Raw genomic sequence first — 25,564 nt, forward strand, 5'->3', positions numbered from 1 at the left:
TCAGTAGGATGACGTGAAATCAGATGTCTGCACAGTCTGCGGCAAGGGGTCTCATGTCCTTCTTCACTGACCTGGCTCACCAGTACATCGACGGTGAGTGGAAGGCCGGCTCCGGATCCTGGGACATCATCGACTTCAATCCGTACAACGGGGAGAAGCTGGCGTCGATCACCGTGGCGACAGCCGACGAAGTGGACCAGGCCTACCGAGCGGCCGAACGCGCGCAGAAGGCGTGGGGCAAGACCAGCCCCTATGCCCGGCGCGCGGTCTTCGAGCGTGCCCTGCGCATCATCGAGGACCGTGAGGAAGAGATATCCGAGGCGATCGTCGCCGAGCTGGGCGGCACCCGGCTCAAGGCCGCCTTCGAGCTCCACCTCACCAAGGAATTCCTGCGCGAGACGGTGAACTTCGCGCTGCTGCCCGAGGGTCGCATCCTGCCGTCGCCCGGCGAGGGCAAGGAGAACCGCCTCTACCGCGAGCCGGTGGGCGTGGTCGGGACCATCAGCCCGTTCAACTTCCCGCTCCTCCTCTCCACCAAGACCGTCGCACCGGCGCTCGCCCTCGGCAACGCGGTGGTGCTCAAGCCGCACCAGAACGCGCCGGTGACGGGCGGCAGCCTCCTCGCCAAGGTGTTCGAGGACGCGGGGCTGCCCGCCGGTGTGCTGAACGTGGTCATCACCGACATCGCCGAGATCGGTGACGCGTTCATCGAGCACCCGGTGCCGAGCGTCATATCCTTCACCGGTTCGGACCGCGTGGGCCGGCATGTCGCCACGGTCTGCGCCTCGCACTTCAAGCGCTCGGTCCTGGAGCTCGGCGGCAACAGCGCGCTGGTCGTCCTGGACGACGCGGACGTCGACTACGCCGTGGACGCGGCGGTCTTCAGCCGCTTCGTGCACCAGGGCCAGGTCTGCATGGCCGCCAACCGCATCCTCGTGGACCGCTCCCTGGAGGCGGAGTTCACCGAGAAGTTCGTCGCGAAGGTCGCCTCCCTGAACGTCGGCGACCCGGCGGACCCGGCCACCCACATCGGCCCGCTGATCAACTCCTCGCAGGCGGACGCGGTGACGAAGATCGTCGAGCAGACGGTGGCCGCGGGCGCGAAGGCGCTGCTGCACGGCCGCACCGACGGCAACCTGGTGTCGCCGACCGTCCTGACGGACCTGCCGGCCGACTCGCCCGCCCTGCAGCAGGAGATCTTCGGCCCGGTGGCGCTGCTCGTGCCCTTCGACGGCGAGGAAGAGGCCGTACGCATCGCCAACGACACCCCGTACGGGCTCAGCGGCGCCGTCCACACGGCCGACGTCGAGCGCGGCGTGCGGTTCGCGCGGCAGATCAACAGCGGCATGTTCCACGTGAACGACGGCACCGTGCACGACGAGCCGATCGTGCCGTTCGGCGGGGAGAAGCGCTCGGGCGTCGGACGCCTCAACGGCGAGGCGACGGTCGAGGCGTTCACGACGCAGAAGTGGATCTCGGTGCAGCACGGCCGCTCCCAGTTCCCCTTCTGAGCCCCTCCTGTTCTCCGCCCTTCCTGACGGCATGGAATCCCGGACCCTTGCGGACAGAACCTGACCGCAAGGGTCCGTAACGTTCGTGGTGTCGGAAAGCCCGGCAGGCTCCACAGGCTCGGAGAGGCGGACCCCATGGTCACCCACGTCAACGCAGAGGCACCCGGCGACGAGCGCGGCGCGCTGCTCGCCTTCCTCGACGCGGAGCGCGGCGGCATCCGGCGATCCGTGCTCGGCCTGACCGGCGAGCAGGCGGCCGGCAAGCCGAGCGCGAGCGAACTGTCGCTCTCCGGGCTGCTCAAGCATGTCGCGGAGGTCGAGGAGGGCTGGATCTCGCGGGCGAAGGGCGTCGAACCCGCGGTCGCGCGCACCGAGGCGAACTGGGACGAGTGTTTCCGCCTGGTCGAGGGCGAGACGGTGGAGTCGGTGCTCACGTACTGGGAGCAAGTGGCGTCCCGTACCGAGGAGTTCATCCGCTCGCTGCCGACCCTGGACGAGACCTTCTCGCTCCCCGATCAGCCGTGGTTCCCGAAGGAGGACGTGTCGATGCGGTGGGTGCTGCTCCGCCTGATCACCGAGATGTCCCGGCACTCGGGGCACGCCGACATCATCCGCGAGACCCTCGACGGCAAGACGGCGTTCGAGCTGGTGGCCCTGGAGAGCGGCAGGCCCTGGCAGGGCTAGCAGCTCCCGGCGGGCCGCCCCTCCTCGCCGAGATGCGCGGCCATCTCCGCCCGCAGGGCGTGCAGTTCCCGCAGCTGTGCGGGGGTGGGGGTGCCGTCGGCGGCGAGGGCGCGGTCGATGATGCGGAGGGCCGCCGCGTGGTCCTGCTTGGACTCGCCGAGGAGGGTGGCCTGGTGCAGGGCGCGCGCGTACCGCTCCCTCGGCACCGGCGCGTGCTCGAAGGACTCGGCGATGGGCTGGCCGACGCGGACGCAGTTGCCCGCAGGGTCCGTCATCAGGAACTGCCGCACCCCGTAGCTCGTGTCCTTCGTGAGCCCTATCCGGGGCAGGCCGCTGGTCGGTATCCGCCCCAGGGTCTGCTTGAGCCCGGCGCGGAAGGCCTCGTTGAGGGCGTCCACGCGGTCGGTCACGACGTAGCAGGTGCTGTGGGACGTGCGCGGGTCGTAGCCCTTGAGCCGGTAGAACTGCAGCTCCATGGTGTCGCGCCGGACCACGGCGTACGGATTGGGCGCCTTCTGGTAGAAGGTCACCTCGAAGCCGATGGCCCGGTAGAAGTCGAGGGTCTCGTCGAGCTCGTGGCAGGGGAACATGGGGATCATTGTCTCGGCCATAACCGCTACTCTAATCAAAGTTGATTAGAAGGAGGTGGCTCTGATGTCGGCGATCCGACTCCTCGTCCTCGGCGCCGTGCGCCAGCACGGGCGGGCCCACGGCTATCAGGTGCGCAACGACCTGGAGTACTGGGGCGCCCATGAATGGTCCAACGCCAAGCCCGGCTCGATCTATCACGCGCTGAAGCAGATGGCGAAGCAGGGCCTGCTGGTCGCGCACGAGATCGCCCCGTCGACGGCGGGCGGCCCGCCGCGCACGGAGTACGAGATCACGGAGGCGGGCACCGAGGAGTTCCTGAACCTGCTCCGGTCCAACCTGGTCTCGTACGACCAGCGCCCGGACATGCTCTCGGCGGCCCTCGGCTTCATCGTGGACCTGCCCCGCGACGAGGCGGTCGACCTGCTGAAGCAGCGGGTGCGGGGCATCGAGGAGTGGCGCAGGTCCGTCACGGAGTACTACACCCCCGAGGAGGGCCCGGAGCAGCTCGGGCACATCGGCGAGATCATGAACCTCTGGGTCCACACGGCCGACGGGGGCGTGGAGTGGACGCGCGGCCTGATCCAGCGGATCGAGGGCGGGGCGTACACGTTCGCGGGGGAGGGCGAGCCCTTCGTGGGTGTCCTCGCCGAGGGCGAGGAGAACCCGTTCGCGGCCGGGGAGCAGCGGGAATCGCGGGAATCGCGTGCGGAGGGCGACCGCTGACCGGCGGGAAAGCGACTCTCTGATCAAGTTTGACTAATCCTGGATTCGGGGATACCTTCCTTCGCGTTGACCCTGTAGTCAAGTTTGACTACAGAGTGCGGAGCGGCAAGGGCGCGGGACTTGCCCGGAGGGAGACGGATGACGGACGCGATCGTCGTCGAGGGCGCACGGAAGAGGTACGGGGAGAAGTGGGCGCTCGACGGCCTTGACCTGGCGGTCGGGCGCGGCACGGTGCACGGGGTGCTCGGCCCGAACGGTGCGGGCAAGACCACCGCGGTGCGCGTGCTCGCCACGCTGCTGCGGGCGGACGGGGGCCGGGTGGAGGTCGCCGGGTACGACGTGCGGCGGCAGCCCGACGAGGTGCGCAGGCGCATCGGCCTGCTCGGCCAGCACGCCGCGCTGGACGAGGAGTTGAGCGGCCGGCAGAACCTGGACATGTTCGGGCGGCTCTACCACCTGGGCGCCCGCCACGCGCGCGTGCGGGCCGACGAGCTCCTGGAGCGGTTCGGGCTCGGGGACGCGGGCCGCAAGGCGGTCAAGCAGTACAGCGGCGGCATGCGGCGCCGCCTGGACCTCGCGGCCTCGCTCATCACGGAGCCCGAGGTGCTCTTCCTGGACGAGCCGACGACCGGCCTCGACCCCCGGGGCCGCACGGAGGTCTGGGAGGCGGTGCGCTCGCTGGTCGACGGCGGTACGACGGTGCTGCTCACCACGCAGTACCTCGAAGAGGCGGACCAGCTCGCCCACCGCATCTCGGTGATCGACCGGGGCCGGGTCATCGCGGACGGCACGGCGGACGAGCTGAAGTCGATGACCGGCGGTGACCGGATCGACGTGGTGGTGCGGGACGCGGCCCAACTGGAGCTCGCCGCACGGCTGCTGCCCGGCGACGCCACGCTGGACGCGGACCGCCGCCTCGCCAGCGCCCCGGTCGCGGACCGCATGGAGGCGCTCACCGGGGTCGTACAGGCCCTGCGGGACGCCGGTGTCGAGGCCGAGGACATCGCGGTGCGCAGGCCGACCCTGGACGAGGTGTTCCTGCGCCTGACGGGCCACCCGGAGGATCAGGGACGTACGCAGACGGACAGCCAGGGACGTACGAAGGAGACCGTGTGAGCGCGACGACGACCGGCAGCGTTCCGGCGGTGGGCGGCACGCCCGTCCGGTGGGCGGCGATCGACTCCTGGACCATGACGCGGCGCGAACTGGCGTACTGGGCGCGGCAGCCCGTGCAGGTGCTCGTCGGTCTGGTCTTCCCGGTGATGCTGCTGCTGATGTTCAACTACCTGATCGGCGGCGGGAAGGGCATCAACGGCGGCTACTCCGAGTTCCTGGTGCCCGGCATGTTCGCGCTGACCATGACCTTCGGTCTGGACGCGACGATGGTCGCCGTCACGCAGGACCTCAACAAGGGCGTGATCGACCGGTTCCGGTCCATGCCGATGACCAACGGCGCGGTGCTTGTGGGCCGTTCGGTCGCGGACATGCTGCAGTCGCTCGCCTCGCTGATCGTCATGATCGGCGTCGGCCTCGCGATCGGCTGGCGCTGGCACGGCTCGTCCGGGGCGGCGCTCGGCGCGGTCGGGCTGCTGCTCCTGCTGCGGTTCGCGATGCTGTGGATCGGCATCCACCTGGCGATGGTCGCGGGCAGGCCGGAGATGGTCGTGGCCGTGCAGGTCCTGGTCTGGCCGGTCGGCTTCCTCTCCAACGCCTTCACGGTCCCGCAGAACATGCCGGGCTGGCTGGGCGCGGTGGTCGAGTGGAACCCGATGTCGGCGACGGCCACGGCCGTGCGCGACCTGTTCGGCAACGACCCCGGGGTGGTGGGCACTTCGTGGGCGGCCGAGCACGCGGGGCTGCTCGCCGTGGTCTGGCCCGTGCTGCTGGTGGGCTTGTTCATGCCGCTGGCCGTGCGGAGGTTCGGGGCGCTCAGCAAGTAGCCGCGTGCCGCCGCCCTAGTGGTGGAAGCTCGTCGCAGCGTCCCGGTCCCGGGTGAACGGGTGCGGCTGTTGGCGCAGTTCGGGCACCAGGCTGCTCAGATCCGCCAGGAAGAGCTCCGCGAGGTCTGCCGTGAATCCGTTGCGGCAGACCACGCGGAGGACCGCCAGATCCTCGCGGTGGGCCGGGAAGGTGTACGCGGGGACCAGCCAGCCCCGCTCGCGAAGCCGCCGGGACACGTCGAAGACGTCGTACGCCTTCACGTCGTCCAGTGTCGTGAAGGCGAACACCGGCAGCTGGTCCCCGCGGGTGATCAGCCGGAAGTCGCCGAGTGCCTCGATGCGCTCCGCGAGGCCGCGGGCGACGTCCCTGGCCGCCTGCTGGACGGCGCGGTAGCCCTCGCGGCCCAGGCGCAGGAACGTGTAGTACTGCGCGGCGACCTGCGCGCCCGGCCGGGAGAAGTTCAGCGCGAACGTCGGCATGTCACCGCCGAGGTAGTTCACCCGGAAGACCAGCTCCTCCGGCAGCGCGTCCGCGTCCCGCCACAGCGCCCAGCCGACACCCGGATAGACCAGGCCGTACTTGTGGCCCGAGGTGTTGATCGAGGCCACCCTCGGCAGCCGGAAGTCCCACTCCAGGTCCTCGTCGAGGAAGGGCGCCACCATCGCGCCGGACGCGCCGTCGACGTGCACGGGGATGTCGAGCCCGGTGCGCTCCTGGAGGTCGTCGAGGGCCGCGCAGAGCTCGGCCACCGGCTCGTACGACCCGTCGAAGGTGGAGCCGAGCACCGCCACGACGCCGATGGTGTTCTCGTCGCAGAGCTCGGCGGCGGCCACCGGGTCGAGGTGGAACCGGTCGCCCTCCATGGGGACCTGGCGCGCCTCGACCTCCCAGAAGTTGCAGAACTTGTCCCAGCAGACCTGGACGTTGACGCCCATGACGAGGTTCGGGCGCGCGGTGGGGGAGGGATAGCGGTCGCTGTTGCGCTTGTCCTTGGCCCAGCGGCGCTTGAACGCCATCCCGGCGAGCATGCACGCCTCGCTCGACCCCGTCGTCGAGCAGCCGACGGCGCCCGACGGGTCCGGGGCGTGCCACAGGTCGGCGAGCATGGCCACGCAGCGCCGCTCCAGCTCGGCGGTGTGCGGGTACTCGTCCTTGTCGATCATGTTCTTGTCCCGGCACTCCGCCATGAGGACGCCGGCCTGCGGCTCCATCCACGTCGTGACGAAGGTCGCGAGATTGAGGCGTGAGTTGCCGTCCAGCATCAGCTCGTCGTGCACCAGCTGGTACGCCGTCGTGGGCGGCAGCGGTCCGTCGGGGAGGCGGTGCTTGGGCGGGGCCTCGGTCATGCCGCTGACCGGGTTGGCCTCTCCGTAGAAGGGGTTCACCGCGAGGGTGCGCCTCTTGGGGTCGCCGTTCTGGTCGTTCTGGTCCTCGCTGCGGTGGAGCGGCATGGGCGGTCTCCTCTTGGCCGAGGTCTGCTGTCCCTGCTGGCGAGGATATGGGCGGCTGCCGGGGTCTGCACTTGCACCTCACGCGGCGTGAGGATTCAGGCTGGAACGCGTACCGAGAGAGAGGCGGAAGCCATGGGCCACAAGGGCTCCATGAGCCCCATGGGCTACTCCGTGGGACAGGTCGCCGGTTTCGCCGGGGTGACGGTGCGCACGCTGCACCACTACGACGAGATCGGCCTGCTCGTGCCCAGTGAGCGCAGCCACGCGGGCCACCGGCGCTACTGCGACGACGACCTGGACCGGCTGCAGCAGATCCTGTTCTACCGGGAGCTCGGCTTCCCCCTCGACGAGGTGGCGGCCCTCCTGGACGACCCGGGCACGGACCCGCAGGTGCATCTGCGGCGCCAGCACGAACTGCTGACCGCCCGGATCACCAAGCTCCAGGAGATGGCCGCCGCCGTCCAGACCGCCATGGAGGCGAAGAAGATGGGCATCAACCTCACGCCCGAGGAGAAGTTCGAGGTCTTCGGGGACCACGACCCCGACCAGTACGCGGAGGAGGCCGAGCGGCGCTGGGGCGACACCGACGCCTACAAGGAGTCGATGCGCAAGGCCGCCTCGTACACCAAGGAGGACTATCAGCGGATCGCCGACGGGTTCAACGCCCTGCACGCGCGCATGGCGGACCTGCTCGCCCGGGGGGTGCCCGCCGACTCCGGGGAGGCGATGGACGTCGCGGAGGAGCACCGCCTGTTCATCGGGCGCTGGCACTACGCCTGCTCGCACGAGTTCCACACCTGCCTCGGCGAGATGTACGTGGCGGACGAGCGCTTCGCGGCCACCTACGAGGCCATCCGGCCGGGGCTCGCGGTGTACATGCGGGACGCGATCCTGGCGAACGGGGTGCGCAGCAGCTGAGCCGGCCAGAGGGTCGGTTTCGGCCAGCGGGCCGGTAAGGGGCGTCCACCCAGGGTGGGCGCCCCTTACCCGTTACGTCACTGCTCCTGGGCGATCACGACGGCCGTGCCGTAGGCGCACACCTCGGTGCCCACGTCCGCGGCCTCGGTGACGTCGAAGCGCATCATCAGGACCGCGTTGGCGCCCCGCGCGCGTGCCTGCTCGATGAGCCGCTCCATCGCCTGGTTGCGGGTCTCCACCAGCGTTTTCGTGAGGCCCTTCAACTCGCCTCCGATCATGGACTTCAGGCCCGCGCCGATCTGGCTGCCCAGGTGGCGGGAGCGCACGGTGAGGCCGAAGACCTCACCGATAACCTGTTGTACGCGGTAGCCCGGTACGTCGTTCGTCGTCACGACCAGTACGTCGGAGTGCGGGTCGGTGCCACCGCCGAAGTCTTCGATACCCATGGCACACAGCTTTCCCCCGGATCACGCACAGTGCACCCTGGGGAGAACGGTGGAACCTGGGCGCTTCACCTCGCGTTGATAGCTTTGGGCGGCCATCCCCGCCGCATCGCCCTCTCACCCTCAGGAGTCCCGAACCGTGACGACGCTTGCGCTCGGACCTAGCTGGCTGGATCCGGATTACCTCCTGAACACGTTCGGGGTCTGGGGTCTGCTCGCGATCGTCTTCGCCGAGTCGGGTCTGCTCATCGGCTTCTTCCTGCCGGGTGACTCGCTGCTGTTCACGACGGGCCTGCTGATCACGACGAAGCAGCTCGACTTCCCGCTCTGGCTCTGCGTCGTCCTCATCTGCGTCGCCGCGATCCTCGGCGACCAGGCGGGCTACCTCTTCGGCAAGAAGGTCGGCCCCTCCCTCTTCAACCGCCCGGACTCCAAGCTGTTCAAGCAGGAGAACGTGGTCAAGGCCCACGAGTTCTTCGAGAAGTACGGCCCGAAGTCCCTGGTCCTGGCCCGCTTCGTGCCCATCGTGCGGACGTTCACGCCGATCATCGCGGGCGTCAGCGGCATGCGGTACCGCTCGTTCATCACGTTCAACATCATCGGCGGCGTCCTGTGGGGCGCGGGCGTGACGATGCTCGGCGCCTGGCTGGGCAACGTCGACTTCGTGCACAAGAACATCGAGGCGATCCTCATCCTGATCGTCCTGATCTCGGTGGTGCCGATCGCGATCGAGTTCCTGCGGGCGCGCAGCAAGTCCAAGAAGGCCGCCGCGGCCGAGGGCGAGGCCCCCGGAGCGGCCCCGGCCTCCCGCGGCCGGCACGCGAAGCGCTAGCGCGGAAGCCGGCGGGACCCGGGGGCGGAAGCCGGCGGGACCCGGGTTCAGAAGCCTCGGGTCCGCTTCGCCGCACGGCGGTTCGCCGCGGTGGTGGCGCCCGGGATCTTGAGGATCATGCGCGAGACCTCGCTGCCCAGGTTCACGCCGATCGCGATGGCCAGCGCCGTCGCCGCCGCCTTGGTGAGCGAGTTGATGCCCGTGTTCATGTCGTTCTGGGCCAGGGCCAGCAGACCGAAGTACGTCGCGCTACCGGGCAGCAGCGGGCCGATCGCCGCGGTGACGTACGGCAGTGAAGAAGCGAAGCGGTAGCGCGAGAAGAGCTGGCCGAACAGGCCCACGAGCCCGGCCGCTACGGCCGTCGCCGCCACCGGCGAGAGGGCGATCGACGTCTGGGCGAGCGCGCCGTACATGACCCAGGCGATACCGCCGTTCAGGGTCACGATGAGCACGGTGTGACGTTCCTGCTGGAGCAGTATCGCGAAGGCGAGACTCAGCGCCATCGACGCCAGGATCTGGATCACCGGGCGCGAATCGGTCGCCACGAACGCCGTCTCGGGCTGCAGGCTCGTCGCGTCGAGCATCACGCCGAGCGACAGGACGAGCAGCACGCCGCAGACGATGCCGACGACGAGATAGCAGACCTCCAGGAGGCGGGCGGCCGCCGTGATGTAGTAGCCGGTCAGGCCGTCCTGGACACCGGCCACCAGGGCCCGCCCCGGGATCAGCGCGAAGAGCCCACCGGTGATCACCGCGGAGGCGTTGACCTCCTGGGAGTGCACGAGGCTGAGCGTGACGCCCATCGCGGCGGGCGGCATCGCGGCGCCCACGAACTGGTAGAACTCCGGCAGCCCGCGGCCCGCGCACAGCCAGGCGAGCCGGTCGCCGAGCATCGCGCCGAACGCCGCGACCAGGAAGACCAGGGCGCCACCGCCGACGAGCACGGAGGCCGAGCCCGCGAGGAGCCCGCCGGCCGCCGTGAGCGCCCAGCCGGGGTAGGGGTGGCGGTTACGGCGGATCGCCGCCAGACGGCGGTAGGCCTCCTCCAGGGAGACGTCGATGTCCGTGTCGCTGATGTCGTCCACCAGCTGGAAGACCGCCGCCAGACGGGTGTAGTCGGTGCCCCGGCGGCGTACCGTCCTGGAGGCCGTGACCGGGTCGTCGACCAGCGAGGGCTGGTGCGAGATCGACAGGAGCGTGAACGTGACGGTCGGCTCGCAGCGGTCCAGGCCGTAACTGCGGCAGACGGCGAACATCGCCGCCTCCACGTCCTCGGCGCCCTCGCCGCCCGCGAGCAGCAGCTCGCCGATACGCAGGGTCAGGTCGAGCACGCGCGGCACGGCGGGACCGGACTCGTCCTCGTGCTTCTGCGAGGCCTCCGGAGTGGGCCGTTCGGCGACCGGCATGCGCAGCATCGTGCGCATCTGGTCCTGCCAGGGCGTCTCCTTGGTGAGTTTCACCAGGGGTATGCCGTGCGGGGGCGTGAAGGCCGGCGGGGCGTTGCGGGAGCTGTAGGTGTGCGGCGTGGTGAACGCCGACTTCTCCGTCTCCTGCGTGGTCGACGAAGGATTCGGCAGACCGGTCGGGATCGCGAACTCGGAGGTCGTCTGCGACTCGTCCTCGGGCGCCGGTGGCTGCTGCAGCACGCCGGTGGGCTGAGTGAACGCACTCCGTGCCTCATCCGACTGTGGCTTGCGGTCTTCGGCCTCCTGGTCAGCCACTTTCACTGCCTCGCTCCCACATACGAACCTTGTGCACCTCCAGTACGAACAGTATGCGCACAGATACGCGAACGGGCCGCGTGGTCCTGGTGAAGATCACGCGGCCCGGTTCAGAGGCACTGCAGGGGTGCGGCAGGGGCACTCAGTGGCCCTGGGCCTCCGCGCGCTTGTACGACTTCTCGATCTCGGCCTCGGCGTCCGCACGGCCGACCCAGTCGGCGCCCTCGACGGACTTGCCGGGCTCCAGGTCCTTGTAGACCTCGAAGAAGTGCTGGATCTCCAGGCGGTCGAACTCGGAGACGTGGTGGATGTCGCGCAGGTGCTCCACGCGCGGGTCGGACGCCGGAACGCAGAGCAGCTTGTCGTCGCCGCCCGCCTCGTCGGTCATCCGGAACATGCCGATCGCGCGGCACTTGATGAGGCAGCCCGGGAAGGTCGGCTCGTCCAGGATGACGAGGGCGTCCAGCGGGTCACCGTCCTCGCCGAGGGTGTTCTCGACGAATCCGTAGTCAGCGGGGTAGCTGGTCGACGTGAAGAGGCGACGGTCCAAGCGGATCCGGCCGGTCTCGTGGTCCACCTCGTACTTGTTCCGCGAACCCTTCGGAATCTCGATGGTGACGTCGAACTCCACGGGTGGCTCCTCCATGATCAGCACATACTTCGGGTGGTTAAGTGTCCCTCACGCAGATGTGTGATCGCGAAAGGGGCTGGTCGTCGTGCCCGAGCTCAAGCCTTGGCAGCAGACCCGGCAGCAGGTTCGGGGGCTACTGAGGCAGCTTCCCAAGCCTCCGGCGCCCAAGATCCCTGCCGCTCTCAGAACTCCGGTGAAGCTCAAGACCTGGCAGCTCACGGCGGGTGCCGCCACCGTCGGACTCGCGATCGCGGCCGGTGCGGTGGCCGCGGCCGGCCCCTGGGACTCCTCCGGTCAGCGTACGGCCGAGCGGGACTGGGCGGCCTCCCAGGAGGCCGGGGGTGGCACAGATCACGGCGGTCGTACGTCCGGACGGGCGCCCGCGGCCCCTCCGAGCGCCCCGTCCGTGCTCAGAGGGCTCGGGGTGCCCGCGGGTTCCGCGCACGGCGGCTCGGCGCCCGCTCCGGACGGCAAGGCGCTCGCCGGCGTCCTCGACCCGCTCCTGAAGGCCGCGGCGCTCGGCCCCGAGCGCTCGGCGGTCGTGATCGACGCGGGCACCGGGCGGCAGGTCTACGGCAAGGGCGGCGGCGACGCCCTCACGCCCGCGTCCACCACCAAGATCGCCACGGCGGTGGCGGCGCTGACCTCGGCGGGGGCGGACCACCGCATCACCACGAAGACGGTCATCGAGCCGGACTCGAAGGAAGTCGTCCTGGTTGGAGGCGGCGACCCCACGCTCACCGCCCGCAAGGACGGCCCCTACGCGGGAAGCGCCGCGAGCCTGCGCGAGCTGGCCGAGGACACCGCGCGCGCCCTGAAGGACCGCGGCGCCGACAAGGTGACCCTGACGTACGACACCTCGCTCTACGCGGGGGAGCCGCAGCACCCCATCGGCCCGAACGAGAACCTCACCCTGGTCAGCGCGCTGATGGCCGACGAGGGCCGCCTCGACGACTCCTCCAGCGGTCCCGCCCCGCGCTCGGGCGACCCGGCGGGCGACGCGGCGAAGAAGTTCGCCGACCTCCTGAAGGAGGAGGGCATCGAGACCGGCACCAAGGACAAGAGGGACCCCGGCCCCTCCAAGGCGAGCGGCCGGGCCGAGTCCCTCGCCAAGGTCGAGTCCCCGCCGCTCTCGGCGCTCGTCGAGCGGATGCTGACGCACAGCGACAACGACATCGCCGAGGCGCTGGCCCGCCAGACGGCGCTCGCCTCGAAGGAGCCGGTGAGCTTCGACGGCGCGGGCAAGGCGATCGACGCCCAGCTCAAGAAGGCGAAGCTGCCGCTTGCCGGGACGAAGTTCGCCGACGGCAGCGGCCTGGACCGCGCGGACCGCAGCTCGGCCGAGCTGCTCGCGGCGCTCCTGGCCCGCGCCGCCGACCCCGCCCACCCCGAACTGCGCTCGGTGGTGACGGGCCTGCCCGTGGCGGGCTTCACGGGCACCCTGGTCGACCGCTACCCCAAGAACTCCCCGGGCACCGGCGTCGTCCGCGCCAAGACCGGCACCCTGACCGGCGTGAACACCCTCGCGGGCACGGTCGTGGACGCGGAGGGCCGCCTCCTGGTCTTCGCCTTCATGACCACCGGCACGACGGACCCCAAGGCGGCCCAGGCGGCACTGGACCAGATGGCATCGGCGGTGGCGAAGTGCGGCTGCCGCTGAACCCCGCCGGGCGTCACTGATTCGGCCCCCTGCCTCCGGCCGGGTCCCGCGGGGGCTGCTGAGCTCTGTGGGCCCGGAGATGGGGGCAATCTCGGGGTTCAACCCCCTCCGCGGGCGGGGCCGACCACGTACCGTTGACGCATGACGAGCATCGGTGGTGCGGAGATGGTCGACTGGAATCTCGCGGTGGCGACCGCGACCCGGCTCGTTCGGCCGGGTCCAGAAGTGAGCAGGGACGAGGCGCGGGCCATCGTCGCCGAGCTCCGAAAGCATGCGAAGTCCTCGGAGGAGCATGTCCGTTCCTTCACCGGGATGGGCACGGAGGACACTCACGACACCCCGGTGCTCGTCGTCGACCGGGCCGGGTGGATCCGGGCGAACGTCGCCGGGTTCCGGGAGATCCTCAAGCCCCTCCTGGAGAAGATGCAGGACCGGCGCAGCGGCCCCGGCGGTGCCGTGCTCGGGGCGGTCGGCGGCAAGGTGACCGGCGTGGAGCTGGGAATGCTGCTCTCCTTCCTCGCCTCCCGCGTCCTCGGGCAGTACGAGACCTTCGCCCCGGCCGCCCGCGACCTCCCGGCGGGGGAGCACGGCGGCGGCAGGCTCCTCCTGGTCGCCCCGAACATCGTGCACGTCGAGCGCGAACTCGACGTGGACCCCCATGACTTCAGGCTCTGGGTGTGCCTGCACGAGGAGACCCACCGCACGCAGTTCTCCGCCGTGCCCTGGCTGCGCGACCACCTCGAAGGTGAGATCCAGTCATTCCTCTCGGAGACCGAGGTCGACCCGATGACGGTCCTCGAGCGCATCAGGGAAGCGGCCCAGTCCCTCGCGGGCGGCCGGCCCGAGGGCGAGGAGGACGACGGGGGCCGCTCCATCGTGGAGCTCGTCCAGACCCCCGCCCAGCGCGAGATCCTCGGCCGGCTCACGGCAGTGATGTCGCTCCTGGAGGGCCACGCGGACTTCGTGATGGACGGCGTAGGACCCGACGTGGTGCCTTCCGTCAACGAGATCCGCGAGAAGTTCCAGCAGCGCAGGGCCCGCGGGGCGAGCCGCCTTGACCAGGCGCTGCGCAAGCTGCTCGGCCTCGACGCGAAATTGCGCCAATACCGCGACGGCGAGCGTTTCGTGCGCGCGGTCGTCGGCGAGGTCGGTATGGACGGCTTCAACCGGGTCTGGACTTCACCGAACACGCTGCCCACCAAGTCGGAGATCGCCAAACCGGCGGACTGGGTCGCGCGGGTGCACCGTAAGGGAGAGTGAGGGAAGCAGGGGAGCGAGTTGCGGCCGATGGCAGGAGAACGCCCCCGCAATCACCCGTCCGAGGGACCGTGAGCCATGGGTAGGCGTGCAATGCTCGGGGAACGGCTCGGCTCTGTCACCATCGACACACTCTGAGTGACTAACCTCGTGGGATCTGCCTGAGGCCCGATCTCCCGAGTGTGGTCCTGAGTGACAGGTCCGAGGCTCACCCCCGAACTTCATGAAGGGAACCGGACATGGGTCCCCATCCTGCGGTCGCGGCGATACGCCTGGCGGTCCGCCGCGTACTCCACGACGTACTGACCGACGTACAGCGCACCGACACCCAGCGCGCCGACCTGAGGCGCCCGGAAGCACAGCGCACCCCCGAGCACGTTCCCGCACGCCCCGCTCTCCCCGTTCACTCCGCGCCCCCCCACCCTCCACGCGAGCGGGCCACACCGCCACTCGTGCTGGTCGCGTGCTCCGGCGGCGCGGACTCGATGGCGCTCGCCTCCGCCCTCGCCTTCGAGGCCCCGAAGCTCGGCATCCGCGCCGGCGGCGTCACCGTCGACCACGGCCTGCAGGAGGGGTCCGAACTGCGCGCCGCCGAGGTCGTCGTGCGGCTCACCGCGCTCGGCCTGGACCCGATCGAGTCCGTCGCCGTCGACGTCGGCCGGGACGGCGGCCCCGAAGCCGCGGCCCGCGACGCGAGGTACGGCGCGCTGGACGCCGTCGCCGAGCGCCATGGCGCCGCCGCGATCCTGCTCGGCCACACCCGCGACGACCAGGCGGAGACCGTCCTGCTCGGTCTCGCCCGTGGCTCCGGCATCCGCTCCCTGTCCGGGATGGCGGCCGTGTCCGGTGGCCCGGGCGCCGACCGCCGCTACCGTCGCCCCTTCCTGCATATCGACCGGCAGACCGCCCGCAAGGCCTGCATGGTCCAGTCGCTGCCGGTCTGGGACGACCCGCACAACACCGACCCCGCCTACACCCGCTCCCGGCTGCGGCACGAAGGTCTGCCCGCCCTGGAGAAAGCGCTCGGCAAGGGCGTCGTGGAAGCACTCGCCCGTACGGCCCAGTTGTCCCGGGATGACGCCGACGCCTTGGACCACTGGGCCGCACAGGCGGAAGCTTCCGTGCGTGACGCCGCGGGGCTCCTGGAGTGCGCCAAGCTCTACGCCCTGCCGCCCGCCGTCCGCCGCCGCATCGTGCGCCGCGCCGCCATCGAGGCAGGCGCCCCGGCAGGCGCGCTGTTCGCCCGGCATCTCGAAGAGGTGGACCGGCTGATCACGGGCTGGCGCGGCCAGGGAGCCATCAATCTCCCGGGCAAAGTCGTCGCCCAGCGGCAGGGTGGCAGACTGGTGATCCGGCAAGGCTGTTGACCGAGGGGTCCCCGGGCCCCGCGCAGCCGGTGTGACGGACGACCGAAAGTGATGCGGGTGGACGCGAAAGACATGGGCACCGACCTTCAGTCGGTGCTCATCACCAAGGAAGAGATCGACGCGAAGCTGGCTGAGCTGGCCGCGAAGATCGACGCGGAGTACGCGGGCAAGGACCTGCTGATCGTCGGTGTGCTCAAGGGCGCGGTGATGGTCATGGCGGACCTGGCGCGTGCGCTGTCCACCCCGCTCACCATGGACTGGATGGCCGTGTCGTCGTACGGCGCGGGCACCCAGTCCTCCGGTGTCGTGCGGATCCTCAAGGACCTGGACACCGACATCAAGGGCAAGCACGTCCTGATCGTCGAGGACATCATCGACTCCGGTCTGACGCTGTCCTGGCTGCTCTCCAACCTCGGCTCGCGCGAGCCCGCGTCGCTGAAGGTGTGCACGCTGCTGCGCAAGCCCGAGGCGGCCAAGGTCGCGATCGACGTGGAGTGGGTCGGCTTCGACATCCCGAACGAGTTCGTCATCGGGTACGGCCTGGACTACGCGGAGAAGTACCGCAACCTGCCGTTCGTCGGCACCCTCGCTCCGCACGTCTACGGCGGCTGATCACCGGCCCTCCCGGCCAACTCCACGGAGGCGGCCGGGAACCCTCACCCGTTTCCCCGCGTTGAAGCATGCGAAGACGGGTTTGTCAGCCGTCCCGTGCGGCTTCGGGTGACAATGCTGGGGTACCGTCCGAAGAACAGTCTTTATCAAACTCACTATGGCAGGAGGGACGGGGCGTCATCGCTCCGTATGGATGGACGTGAAGCGATACTTCCGTGGGCCAGTCATGTGGATCGTGCTGGCCGTCCTTGCCGTGGTCGTGTTGATGCAGGTCGTCGGTTCGTCCGGCGGCTACAAAACGGTGGACACCGGCCAGGTTGTTCAGGCGATCAACGACAACAAGGTCGAGTCCGCCAAGATCACCACCGGTGACGAGCAGATCATCAAGGTCGAGCTCAAGGATGGCCAGAAGGTCAAGGACAGCAGCAAGATCCAGGCGAGCTACATCGGCGACCAGGGTGTCGCCCTCGCCAAGACCTTGCAGGACAAGTACCAGGACAAGCAGATCCCGGACGGTTACACCGTCTCGCCGTCGAAGCAGAACCCGTTCGTCGGCATCCTGCTCTCCCTGCTCCCCTTCGTGCTCATCGTCGTTGTCTTCCTGTTCCTGATGAATCAGATGCAGGGCGGCGGCTCCCGGGTCATGCAGTTCGGGAAGTCCAAGGCCAAGCTGATCACCAAGGACACCCCGAAGACGACGTTCTCCGATGTGGCCGGATCGGACGAGGCCGTTGAAGAACTCCACGAGATCAAGGAGTTCCTCCAGGAGCCGGCGAAGTTCCAGGCCGTCGGGGCCAAGATTCCCAAGGGCGTACTCCTGTACGGCCCGCCCGGAACGGGCAAGACGCTCCTCGCGCGTGCTGTCGCGGGTGAGGCCGGCGTCCCGTTCTACTCGATCTCCGGTTCCGACTTCGTCGAGATGTTCGTCGGTGTGGGTGCCTCGCGTGTGCGTGACCTCTTCGAGCAGGCCAAGGCGAACGCCCCGGCGATCGTCTTCGTCGACGAGATCGACGCCGTCGGCCGGCACCGCGGTGCCGGTATGGGCGGCGGTCACGACGAGCGCGAGCAGACGCTGAACCAGCTGCTCGTCGAGATGGACGGCTTCGACGTGAAGGGCGGCGTCATCCTGATCGCCGCCACGAACCGCCCCGACATCCTCGACCCGGCGCTCCTTCGCCCCGGCCGTTTCGACCGTCAGATCGCGGTCGACCGCCCGGACATGCTGGGCCGTCTGGAGATCCTCAAGGTTCACCAGAAGGGCAAGCCGGTCGCCCCGGACGTCGACCTGGGCGCGGTTGCCCGGCGTACGCCCGGCTTCACGGGTGCCGACCTGGCGAACGTGCTGAACGAAGCGGCGCTCCTGACGGCGCGCGGCGACAAGAAGCTGGTCGACAACCACGCGCTCGACGAGGCGATCGACCGCGTCGTGGCGGGTCCGCAGAAGCGGACGCGGATCATGTCCGACAAGGAGAAGAAGATCACCGCGTACCACGAGGGCGGACACGCCCTGGTCGCGGCGGCGTCTCCGAACTCGGACCCGGTCCACAAGATCACGATCCTGTCGCGCGGCCGGGCCCTCGGTTACACGATGGTCCTGCCGGACGAGGACAAGTACTCGACCACGCGCAACGAAATGCTCGACCAGCTGGCGTACATGCTGGGCGGGCGCGCGGCCGAGGAGCTCGTCTTCCACGACCCGACGACGGGCGCGGCGAACGACATCGAGAAGGCCACCGCGACCGCACGGGCCATGGTCACGCAGTACGGCATGACCGAGCGGCTCGGCGCGATCAAGTTCGGCGGTGACAACACCGAGCCGTTCCTGGGCCGCGAGATGGGTCACCCGCGCGATTACTCGGAAGAGGTCGCGGCGCTGGTCGACGAAGAGGTCAAGAAGCTCATCGAGACCGCGCACAACGAGGCCTGGGAGATCCTCGTCGAGAACCGCGACGTTCTCGACAACCTGGTCCTCCAGCTCCTCGAGAAGGAGACGCTCAACAAGGAGCAGATCGCCGAGGTCTTCGCCGGCATCGTGAAGCGCCCGGCACGCCCGGCGTGGACCGGTTCCACGCGGCGTACGCCCTCGACCCGCCCGCCGGTGCTCTCCCCCCGGGAGCTGTCACTGACGAACGGTGCGAACGGCGCCACCCCCGCGGTCACCGCGGGACCGACGGACACGCCGGTCGACGTGACCAAGGAAGACCGCCCCGAGAGCTGATCCCGAGCGCCTCAACAGGCCCGGAATGGAAGCTGCGCCCCCCTGGTTCTAGCCTGGGGGGCGCAGTTTTTCATCTGCACTGGTGCGGGACCGCTAGGAACGAGGCACACATGACCGACCCCGTGACGCTGGACGGCGAGGGCACGATCGGCGTGTTCGACGAGAAGCGCGCCGAGAACGCCGTACGCGAGCTCCTGATCGCGGTCGGAGAGGACCCGGACCGCGAGGGCCTGCGGGAGACTCCGGGCCGTGTGGCACGCGCGTACAAGGAGATATTCGGCGGTCTGTGGCTCAAGGCCGAGGATGTCCTGACGACGACGTTCGATCTCGGCCACGACGAGATGGTCCTGGTGAAGGACATCGAGGTGCAGAGCTCGTGTGAGCACCATCTGGTGCCGTTCCACGGCGTCGCGCACGTCGGCTACATCCCGTCGTCCGACGGCAAGATCACCGGCCTGTCCAAGCTCGCCCGCCTCGTGGACGTGTACGCGCGCCGTCCGCAGGTCCAGGAGCGGCTGACCACCCAGGTCGCGGACTCCCTGATGGAGATCCTCGAGCCGCGCGGCGTCATCGTGGTCGTCGAGTGCGAGCACATGTGCATGACCATGCGCGGGGTGCGGAAGCCGGGCGCCAAGACCATCACGTCCGCGGTGCGCGGGCAGCTGCGGGACCCCGCGACGCGCAACGAGGCGATGAGCCTGATCATGGCGCGCTAGCGAGCGGGACACCCGCCCCGGCTGCCCTAGGCGGCCGGGGCAGCCGTGCCGCCGTTCACGTCGTCGTCCTCCGGGAGCCGGCAGACCCGCTCCAGGAAGAAGGCGGCCGCTATGACGGCGATGCCCGCCAGCAGAGAGAGGCCTGCGTAGATGGCCTGGTCGCGGCGGGACGGGACGTCCAGGTACTCCAGGAGGAAGGCGCCCGTGCCGCCGTACATTCCGGCGACGAGGGCGGCGACCAGGGCGCTCGCCTGGCCGAAGACGACCGCACGCGCGGCCATCATCGGCTCGACGCCCTTCGCCCCGGGGCGCCGCTCGCGCTGGGCGCGCAGCCGGGAGCGCAGGGAGAGCGCCGTGGCCAGCAGCACCGCGGCGATCACCGCGAGCACGATGGGCGCGGCCAGCGGGACCCGCGGCAGGGTGCCCACGGAGTCCCACAGCCGGGCGCCCGCCCAGGACAGCACACCGGCCACCAAGAAGAGGCCGGCCAGCGTCCTGATGCGCAGCTGCTTCACGGATGACCCTTCATCGTCGTACGGATCCGCTTCTCGTCGTGCGGGTCCGATAGACCCTAACGATTACTCGGGCAGGCGGAGTTCCAGGTCGACGCGGGGCGTGACGCCCTCGCGGGTGACCTTGGCCAGCAGATCGGCGACCGGGCCGCGGCCCGCGAGCTGCGCCTCGGGCTCCACGTCGTACCAGGGGGCCAGGACGAAGGCACGTTCGTGCGCGCGCGGGTGCGGGAGCGTGAGGACCGGGTCGTCCGACACGACGTCCGCGTACGCCACGATGTCGACGTCGATCGTGCGGGCGGCCCAGCGCTCGTCCCGTACGCGGTGGAACGCTTCTTCGATCGCGTGTGCCCGCTCCAGGAGCGAGGAGGGCGGCAGGGTCGTCTTCACGACGACCACCGCGTTGAAGTACGACGGCTGGGTGCCGGGGTCGACGCCCCAGGGCTCCGTCTCGTACACCGGAGAGACCGCCTTGACGCGCAGGCCGGGGGTGTCCTCCAGGGCGTCGATCGCACCCTGCAGCGTCTCCAGGCGGTTGCCGAGATTGCTGCCGAGGGAGATCACGGCGCGTTTGGGGTTGGACAGGGTGGTGTCGGCGGCGTCGACCTGCTCGACCACGGCGGTGGGCACCGGCTGGACGGTCGGGTCGCTCTGCCCTTGCGTGGAAAACGCGGTCATACTCGGCTCCGGGTGATGGTGACGGTCACGTCGTCGAAGGGGACGGTGATCGGGGCGTCCGGTTTGTGGACGCACACCTCGACCTCCAGGACCCCTTCGTGCTTCAGACACGTCTGGGCGATGCGCTCGGCGAGGGTCTCGATGAGGTCCACCGGATCGCCTTCCACGGCGGCCACGACCTCTTCGGCCACGACGCCGTAGTGCACGGTCTTCGCCAGGTCGTCGTCGGCGGCGGCCGCACGGGTGTCCAGGCCAAGGACCAGGTCCACGATGAAGGTCTGGCCCTCTTCGCGTTCCCGCGGAAAGACACCGTGGTGCCCGCGGGCCTTGAGGCCGCGCAGCGCGACACGATCCACGCGAATCACTCCTGCAATCGTCGTTATCGGCAGGCCTGCACCGAGTGCGGTCGGCACACCGGCCTCGATCGAATCTACCTGCGCGCACTGACAGCTCCTGCCCGCGGGGGCTCCCGGAACCGCACCTACCCACTCAGGAGGGTGACTCCTCGCCCTCTTCGTCGTCGGTTTCCGCCAGTACGGGTGAGGCGTGGTGTGACCAGAGCTTCCATCCGTCGACTGTGCGGCGGAACACATTGGTGGCGACGACGAGCTGGCCTACGAGCGGGCCGAGTTCACCGCCCGCCTCCGGGGGCGGGCCGCCGCTGAGGATGTTCTCCGTGCAGGTCACCAGGGCGGTGTCCCCGGCCACCCCGACATGCACGTCGGTCAGGAAGAACTGGATGTACTCGGTGTTCGCCATGATCAGCGCGTACGACCTGAGGACCTCGCCGCGGCCCGTGAGGACCGGCCAGCCGGGGTGGACGCAGGAGATCGCGGGCTCGTCACCGTCTTCGGCGGCGTCCTCGTCGTCCCGGGCGTCGGGATCGTCCGGTTCCGGGGCCGTGCCCGTGTCCAGCCAGATGTCGGAGAGCTCGTCGAAGTCGCCGCGCTCCAGTGCTTCGTAGAAGGCCGTGTTGGCCAGCTCGACCTGTTCCACGTCGGTCCGGGCCCCGGTCACTGAGGACCGCCCGCCGCGCTGGTCACGGCGTGTGCGACACGGACGGCGTCGGCGGTGGCCCGCACCTCGTGCACACGGACCGCCCAGGCGCCCTGGTGGGCGGCGATGGCGGATACGGCGGCCGTGGCGGCGTCGCGCTCGCGGGCGGGCGGCGGCGCGCCCTCGGGGCCCGCGAGGACGCGGCCCAGGAAGCGCTTGCGGGAGGCGGCGACCAGGATCGGGTGGCCGAGCCCACGGAGGCGGTCGAGGCGGGCCAGGAGCGCCAGGTCGTGCTCGGCGTCCTTGGAGAAGCCGAGGCCGGGGTCGACGACGATGCGCTCGGGGGCGATGCCGCCCTCGATGGCGGCCCGCACGCGCGCGTGGAGCTCGTCGACGACTTCGGAGACCACGTCCTCGTAGACGGGAGTGGCGTGGATGTCGGCGAGGAAGCCGCGCCAGTGCATCACGACGAAGGGCGCCCCGGCGGCGGCCACCGCGGGGACCATGCGTTCGTCGGCGAGGCCGCCGCTGACGTCGTTCACCAGGACGGCGCCCGCGGCGAGCGCCTGCTCGGCCACGGTGGCGCGCATGGTGTCCACGGAGACCGTCACGCCCTCGGCGGCCAGGCCCCGCACGACGGGGACCACGCGCCGCAGCTCCTCGTCCTCGTCCACGCGCGAGGCGCCGGGACGGGTCGACTCACCGCCCACGTCGACCAGGTCGGCGCCCTGGGCAACCAGGTCGATGCCGTGCTTGACGGCGGCCGTGGTGTCGAACCAGCGGCCCCCGTCGGAGAAGGAGTCGGGGGTCACGTTCACGACCCCCATGACCGCACAGCGGCCCCAGTCCGGCAGCCCCTCGACCGATCCCCGCCCGCGCAACGTACTCATGCCTCCAGCCTAGGCCCGTGCGGCCGGGCTCTATGCCGCCCGGACCTCGCGCTCCGTCGCGTGATGCGGGCAGGGGCGGCGCTGCGCGCTCCCCCGGCGCAGGAAGCGGGGCATCGCGAGGGTCACGAAGCCCTCGGCCTGCATGGCGGCGAAGCCGATGCGGGGGAGGTCCTTGGAGGAGCGGTAGACCACGAAGCGGGGCTCCCAGCGGGGGCGGAACTTCGCGTTGAACTTGTACAGGGACTCGATCTGGAACCAGCGGGAGAGGAAGACGAGCAGGCCCCTCCAGGCGCGCAGGACGGGGCCCGCGCCGATCTTCTCGCCGCGGGCGAGGGCCGCGCGGAACATCGCGAAGTTGAGCGAGACGTGGGCGATGCCCAGCTTGGGGGCGGCCTGCAGGGCGGCCACGATGAGCAGCTCGTTCATGCCGGGGTCGGCCGAGCGGTCGCGGCGCATGAGATCGAGGGAGACGCCGTCCTTGCCCCAGGGGACGAAGTGGAGGACGGCCTTGAGGTCTCCGTAGGCGCCCGGTTCGTCGTCGGCCTTGTGGGCGGTGGCGATCAGGCAGTCGCCGTCGTCCGGGTCGCCGATGCGGCCGAGCGCCATCGAGAAGCCGCGTTCGGTGTCGGTGCCGCGCCAGTCGTCGGCGGCGCGCTGTATCCGCTCCAGCTCGCGTTCACCGAGGTCACGCACGCGCCGTACGCGCGTCTCGTAGCCATTGCGCTCGATCCGCTTGACCATCTGGCGTACGTTGCGCATCGCACGCCCGGCCAGGGAGAAATCCGCGACGTCCACCACCGCCTCGTCGCCCAGTTCGAGGGCGTCCAGGCCGGTCTCCCGGGTCCAGACCTCGCCACCCGTCTCGGAGCAGCCCATCACGGCGGGTGTCCAGGAGTGGGCCTTCGCCTCGTCCATGAAGCGTTCGATCGCGCCGGGCCACGCCTCCACGTCGCCGATCGGATCACCGCTGGCGAGCATCACTCCGGAGACGACGCGGTAGGTGACCGCGGCCTTGCCGCTGGGGGAGAAGACGGCGCCCTTGTCGCGGCGGAGCGCGAAGTGGCCGAGGGAGTCGCGGGCGCCGTGCTTGTCGAGCAGGGCGCGCAGCTTCGTCTCGTCGTCCTCGGTGAGGCGCGCGGCGGGGTGCTCGGGGCGGAACGCCAGGTAGATGGTGGTGATCGCGGTGAGCAGGCCCAGGGCGCCGAGCGAGCAGCCGACGGTCCAGGACGTACGCCCGTAGTAGTCCACGGGTCCCTCGAAGCCGAACAGGCCGTACAGGACGTGCGCGAGGCGGTCCGTGATGCTCGGGTCGCCGACGACCTTCCCCGGGTGGACGCTTACGATTACCAGGCCGAGGACGAGGGAACCGGCCCCGAGGAGTACGAAGTTGGCCAGCGCACGCCAGCGGCTGCGCGGGTCGGGCAGCGCGGCGAACTCACCCCGATGGCGCAGCAGCAGCGCCAGGAGGGCGAGCGAGATCAGTACCCCGATGACCGAGTGCCGGTACGCGAACTGCGCCACGGCGCCGGCCGGGAGCAGCACCACGGCGGCCCGCCAGGCCCGCCTCTTGTGGCGGCGCAGGCCGTGCGCGAGCAGCAGCAGGAGGACCCCGGAGCTGAGCGCGAGCGCGGCGGCGAAGGGGCCGAGCGCGCCGGGCAGGACCTCGGCGATGGCGTGCATGCGGCTGTTGCGGAAGCGCGGGAAGACACCGGCCGCGACGTTCAGCAGGCCGACGAGGGTGCAGGCGCGGGCGACGAGGGTCGGTACGCCCTCGGGGCTCGGGCCCTGGAGCAGCCGGCCGAGTCTGCCGTCACGGAGCCCGGTACGGCGCCGTCCCTCGGGGCGGCTGCCCTCACTGTCCGGAACCCCACCCGACATTTCCGCATCTATCCTGACAGACATCGCATCCCGTGGTTCTGCGAGAGACCTTGAATCCGGCACCAAAACGGCATCCGGCGACATTGCGCCCTCTAGGACGGCTCTTCAGGGAGTCGGGTTCACTCCCGACCGGAAAACCGCTGGAAAATATCCACGGAACAGGCAGAAAGCGCAGGCAGAGCGTCCCATGGGTCTGACGAGCAACAAGCTCCTCACGTTGGCGGTTCTCCTCGCCGTCGTGCTGTTCATCGGCACGGTCTGGTTCTGGCCGCGCCTGGCCCGCCAGTCCTGGCGGACCGTCACCGGCCGTATCGGTCTCCTCGTTGCCACGCAGCTGGCGATCTTCGCCTCGGTCGGCCTCGCCGCCAATCAGGCGTTCGGCTTCTACGCCACGTGGGCGGATCTCTTCGGCCAGGAGACGAGCCCCGGTGTCGTCGTCGACCACGATCCCGCCAAGGGCGAGACGCCCGTCGACGTGCGCAGCACCCGGGCGGTGAATGTGCCCGGCGGCGGCAGGCCGTCGACCGGCGGCCAGATCCAGAAGGTGGTCGTCAGCGGGAAGGAGGCCGACATAGCGAGCCCGGCGTACGTCTACCTGCCGCCCGAGTACTTCCAGGAGCGGTACAAGAAGCGCACGTTTCCGGTGTCCGTGGTGCTGACTGGCTACCCCGGCACCGCCGAGGCGCTGATCAAGGGCCTGCACTACCCGCAGACCGCCCACGCGGAGGTCAGGCGGGGCAACATGAAGCCGATGATCCTGGTGATGATGCGGCCCACGGTGGCGCCGCCGCGGGACACCGAGTGCGTGGACATCCCCGGTGGCCCGCAGACCGAGACGTTCTTCGCCAAGGACCTGCCCAAGGCCATCTCCGAGCACTACCGGGCGGGCCGCACCGCGGGCAGCTGGGGCGTCATCGGCGACTCCACGGGCGGCTACTGCGCCCTGAAGCTCGCCGTCCACCACCCGGACGTCTACGCCGCGGGGGCGGGCCTCTCCGCGTACTACAAGGCGCCCATCGACGTGACGACGGGTGACCTCTTCCACGGCGACAAGGAGTTGGAGAAGCGCGCCGACCTCATGTGGTACCTCGACCACATGCCGGCGCCCAAGACGTCCCTCCTTGTCACCACCAGCAAACAAGGAGAGGACAACTTCGCGGAGACCGAGAAGTTCATCGGCAAGGTGAAGTCGCCCACCAGGGTCTCGTCGATCACGCTCGACAGCGGCGGGCACAACTTCAACACGTGGCGCAGGGAGATCCCCGCGACCCTGGAGTGGATCAGCGGGCGGCTGAACGGCAAGTAGCTCTCCCGAACGGCAAGGAGCTCACCGG

At 70.0% G+C, this 25,564-nt stretch carries 25 protein-coding genes; 14 read left to right on the forward strand and 11 right to left on the reverse strand.

All coding sequences use genetic code 11. The features are described 5' to 3' along the window. Window positions 1-53: 53 nt before the first annotated feature. Both AB0E78_RS07720 and AB0E78_RS07725 read left to right on the forward strand, forming a co-directional pair. Window positions 54-1,511: an aldehyde dehydrogenase family protein gene (locus AB0E78_RS07720; RefSeq protein ID WP_361829352.1), complete on the forward strand. Its 1,458-nt coding sequence runs from the start codon at window positions 54-56 to the stop codon at window positions 1,509-1,511. Window positions 1,512-1,646: 135 nt separating this feature from the next. Next, window positions 1,647-2,195 (forward strand): DinB family protein, encoded by a 549-nt coding sequence (locus AB0E78_RS07725; protein WP_361829354.1) that lies wholly within the window; start codon window positions 1,647-1,649, stop codon window positions 2,193-2,195. On the opposite strand, the gene AB0E78_RS07730 is transcribed toward AB0E78_RS07725, so the two are convergent. Then, window positions 2,192-2,806, reverse strand: a complete 615-nt coding sequence (locus AB0E78_RS07730; RefSeq protein ID WP_361829356.1) for a VOC family protein — start codon at window positions 2,804-2,806, stop codon at window positions 2,192-2,194. The two genes, AB0E78_RS07725 and AB0E78_RS07730, sit on opposite strands and share 4 nt — an antisense overlap. Before the next feature lie 43 nt (window positions 2,807-2,849). On the opposite strand from AB0E78_RS07730, the gene AB0E78_RS07735 reads away from it, so the two are divergent. From AB0E78_RS07735 to AB0E78_RS07745, 3 genes are all read left to right on the forward strand, one after another. Next, entirely contained in the window at window positions 2,850-3,509 is a 660-nt protein-coding gene (locus AB0E78_RS07735; RefSeq protein WP_361829358.1) for a PadR family transcriptional regulator, read from the forward strand. Window positions 3,510-3,647: 138 nt separating this feature from the next. Further along, window positions 3,648-4,625, forward strand: coding sequence for an ATP-binding cassette domain-containing protein (locus AB0E78_RS07740; protein WP_361829360.1), 978 nt, complete (start codon window positions 3,648-3,650; stop codon window positions 4,623-4,625). Then, entirely contained in the window at window positions 4,622-5,449 is an 828-nt protein-coding gene (locus tag AB0E78_RS07745; RefSeq protein ID WP_361829362.1) for an ABC transporter permease, read from the forward strand. Before AB0E78_RS07740 ends, AB0E78_RS07745 begins: the two co-directional genes overlap by 4 nt. Before the next feature lie 15 nt (window positions 5,450-5,464). Here AB0E78_RS07745 and AB0E78_RS07750 read toward each other — a convergent pair whose 3' ends face one another. After that, window positions 5,465-6,901: a glutamate decarboxylase gene (locus AB0E78_RS07750; protein WP_361829364.1), complete on the reverse strand. Its 1,437-nt coding sequence runs from the start codon at window positions 6,899-6,901 to the stop codon at window positions 5,465-5,467. Window positions 6,902-7,060: 159 nt separating this feature from the next. Between AB0E78_RS07750 and AB0E78_RS07755 the strand changes: the two genes are divergently transcribed. Continuing rightward, the gene (locus AB0E78_RS07755) at window positions 7,061-7,819 is read left to right on the forward strand and encodes a MerR family transcriptional regulator (RefSeq protein WP_361829547.1); all 759 of its coding nucleotides are present in this window, start codon (window positions 7,061-7,063) and stop codon (window positions 7,817-7,819) included. A gap of 77 nt (window positions 7,820-7,896) precedes the next feature. On the opposite strand, the gene AB0E78_RS07760 is transcribed toward AB0E78_RS07755, so the two are convergent. Beyond that, window positions 7,897-8,265 (reverse strand): YbjQ family protein, encoded by a 369-nt coding sequence (locus tag AB0E78_RS07760; protein ID WP_351171935.1) that lies wholly within the window; start codon window positions 8,263-8,265, stop codon window positions 7,897-7,899. 136 nt (window positions 8,266-8,401) lie between these two features. Here AB0E78_RS07760 and AB0E78_RS07765 point away from each other — a divergent pair, with 136 nt between their 5' ends. Continuing rightward, a complete protein-coding gene (locus AB0E78_RS07765) occupies window positions 8,402-9,094 on the forward strand; it encodes a VTT domain-containing protein (RefSeq protein ID WP_361829366.1) in 693 nt (230 codons plus the stop codon). A gap of 47 nt (window positions 9,095-9,141) precedes the next feature. On the opposite strand, the gene AB0E78_RS07770 is transcribed toward AB0E78_RS07765, so the two are convergent. After that, window positions 9,142-10,815, reverse strand: coding sequence for a threonine/serine exporter family protein (locus AB0E78_RS07770; protein ID WP_361829368.1), 1,674 nt, complete (start codon window positions 10,813-10,815; stop codon window positions 9,142-9,144). A 142-nt stretch (window positions 10,816-10,957) separates the two neighbouring features. Continuing rightward, window positions 10,958-11,446, reverse strand: a complete 489-nt coding sequence (locus tag AB0E78_RS07775; RefSeq protein ID WP_135330561.1) for an inorganic diphosphatase — start codon at window positions 11,444-11,446, stop codon at window positions 10,958-10,960. A 193-nt stretch (window positions 11,447-11,639) separates the two neighbouring features. On the opposite strand from AB0E78_RS07775, the gene dacB reads away from it, so the two are divergent. From dacB to folE, 6 genes are all read left to right on the forward strand, one after another. Then, complete coding sequence (gene dacB, locus AB0E78_RS07780; protein ID WP_361829371.1) at window positions 11,640-13,106, forward strand: D-alanyl-D-alanine carboxypeptidase/D-alanyl-D-alanine-endopeptidase; 1,467 nt, start codon at window positions 11,640-11,642, stop codon at window positions 13,104-13,106. 141 nt (window positions 13,107-13,247) lie between these two features. Continuing rightward, complete coding sequence (locus AB0E78_RS07785; protein WP_361829373.1) at window positions 13,248-14,366, forward strand: zinc-dependent metalloprotease; 1,119 nt, start codon at window positions 13,248-13,250, stop codon at window positions 14,364-14,366. 236 nt (window positions 14,367-14,602) lie between these two features. After that, a complete protein-coding gene (tilS, locus tag AB0E78_RS07790) occupies window positions 14,603-15,730 on the forward strand; it encodes a tRNA lysidine(34) synthetase TilS (protein WP_361829375.1) in 1,128 nt (375 codons plus the stop codon). Between the two features lie 51 nt (window positions 15,731-15,781). Continuing rightward, window positions 15,782-16,342 carry a hypoxanthine phosphoribosyltransferase gene (gene hpt / locus AB0E78_RS07795; RefSeq protein ID WP_135330538.1) on the forward strand — a complete coding sequence of 187 codons (561 nt, stop codon included), beginning with the start codon at window positions 15,782-15,784 and terminating at the stop codon, window positions 16,340-16,342. A gap of 193 nt (window positions 16,343-16,535) precedes the next feature. Continuing rightward, window positions 16,536-18,560: an ATP-dependent zinc metalloprotease FtsH gene (gene ftsH / locus AB0E78_RS07800; protein ID WP_361829378.1), complete on the forward strand. Its 2,025-nt coding sequence runs from the start codon at window positions 16,536-16,538 to the stop codon at window positions 18,558-18,560. Window positions 18,561-18,670: 110 nt separating this feature from the next. Then, the gene (gene folE / locus AB0E78_RS07805) at window positions 18,671-19,276 is read left to right on the forward strand and encodes a GTP cyclohydrolase I FolE (RefSeq protein ID WP_344522535.1); all 606 of its coding nucleotides are present in this window, start codon (window positions 18,671-18,673) and stop codon (window positions 19,274-19,276) included. 26 nt (window positions 19,277-19,302) lie between these two features. On the opposite strand, the gene AB0E78_RS07810 is transcribed toward folE, so the two are convergent. The 6 genes from AB0E78_RS07810 to AB0E78_RS07835 all read right to left on the reverse strand — a co-directional run bounded on the left by AB0E78_RS07810 (window position 19,303) and on the right by AB0E78_RS07835 (window position 24,230). Continuing rightward, window positions 19,303-19,791 carry a DUF3180 domain-containing protein gene (locus AB0E78_RS07810; protein ID WP_361829381.1) on the reverse strand — a complete coding sequence of 163 codons (489 nt, stop codon included), beginning with the start codon at window positions 19,789-19,791 and terminating at the stop codon, window positions 19,303-19,305. Window positions 19,792-19,854: 63 nt separating this feature from the next. Beyond that, window positions 19,855-20,466, reverse strand: coding sequence for a 2-amino-4-hydroxy-6-hydroxymethyldihydropteridine diphosphokinase (folK, locus tag AB0E78_RS07815; protein WP_361829383.1), 612 nt, complete (start codon window positions 20,464-20,466; stop codon window positions 19,855-19,857). Next, window positions 20,463-20,822 carry a dihydroneopterin aldolase gene (gene folB / locus AB0E78_RS07820; protein WP_160506392.1) on the reverse strand — a complete coding sequence of 120 codons (360 nt, stop codon included), beginning with the start codon at window positions 20,820-20,822 and terminating at the stop codon, window positions 20,463-20,465. Before folB ends, folK begins: the two co-directional genes overlap by 4 nt. A 133-nt stretch (window positions 20,823-20,955) precedes the next feature. After that, window positions 20,956-21,483, reverse strand: coding sequence for a nuclear transport factor 2 family protein (locus tag AB0E78_RS07825; protein ID WP_361829384.1), 528 nt, complete (start codon window positions 21,481-21,483; stop codon window positions 20,956-20,958). Then, window positions 21,480-22,352, reverse strand: coding sequence for a dihydropteroate synthase (folP, locus tag AB0E78_RS07830; RefSeq protein ID WP_361829385.1), 873 nt, complete (start codon window positions 22,350-22,352; stop codon window positions 21,480-21,482). Before folP ends, AB0E78_RS07825 begins: the two co-directional genes overlap by 4 nt. A gap of 30 nt (window positions 22,353-22,382) precedes the next feature. After that, the gene (locus AB0E78_RS07835; protein WP_361829386.1) at window positions 22,383-24,230 is read right to left on the reverse strand and encodes a phosphatidylglycerol lysyltransferase domain-containing protein; all 1,848 of its coding nucleotides are present in this window, start codon (window positions 24,228-24,230) and stop codon (window positions 22,383-22,385) included. A gap of 187 nt (window positions 24,231-24,417) precedes the next feature. On the opposite strand from AB0E78_RS07835, the gene AB0E78_RS07840 reads away from it, so the two are divergent. Next, the gene (locus AB0E78_RS07840) at window positions 24,418-25,536 is read left to right on the forward strand and encodes an alpha/beta hydrolase-fold protein (protein ID WP_361829387.1); all 1,119 of its coding nucleotides are present in this window, start codon (window positions 24,418-24,420) and stop codon (window positions 25,534-25,536) included. Window positions 25,537-25,564: the final 28 nt, after the last annotated feature.

Source organism: Streptomyces sp. NPDC032198, assembly GCF_040636975.1.
GTDB lineage: Bacteria > Actinomycetota > Actinomycetes > Streptomycetales > Streptomycetaceae > Streptomyces.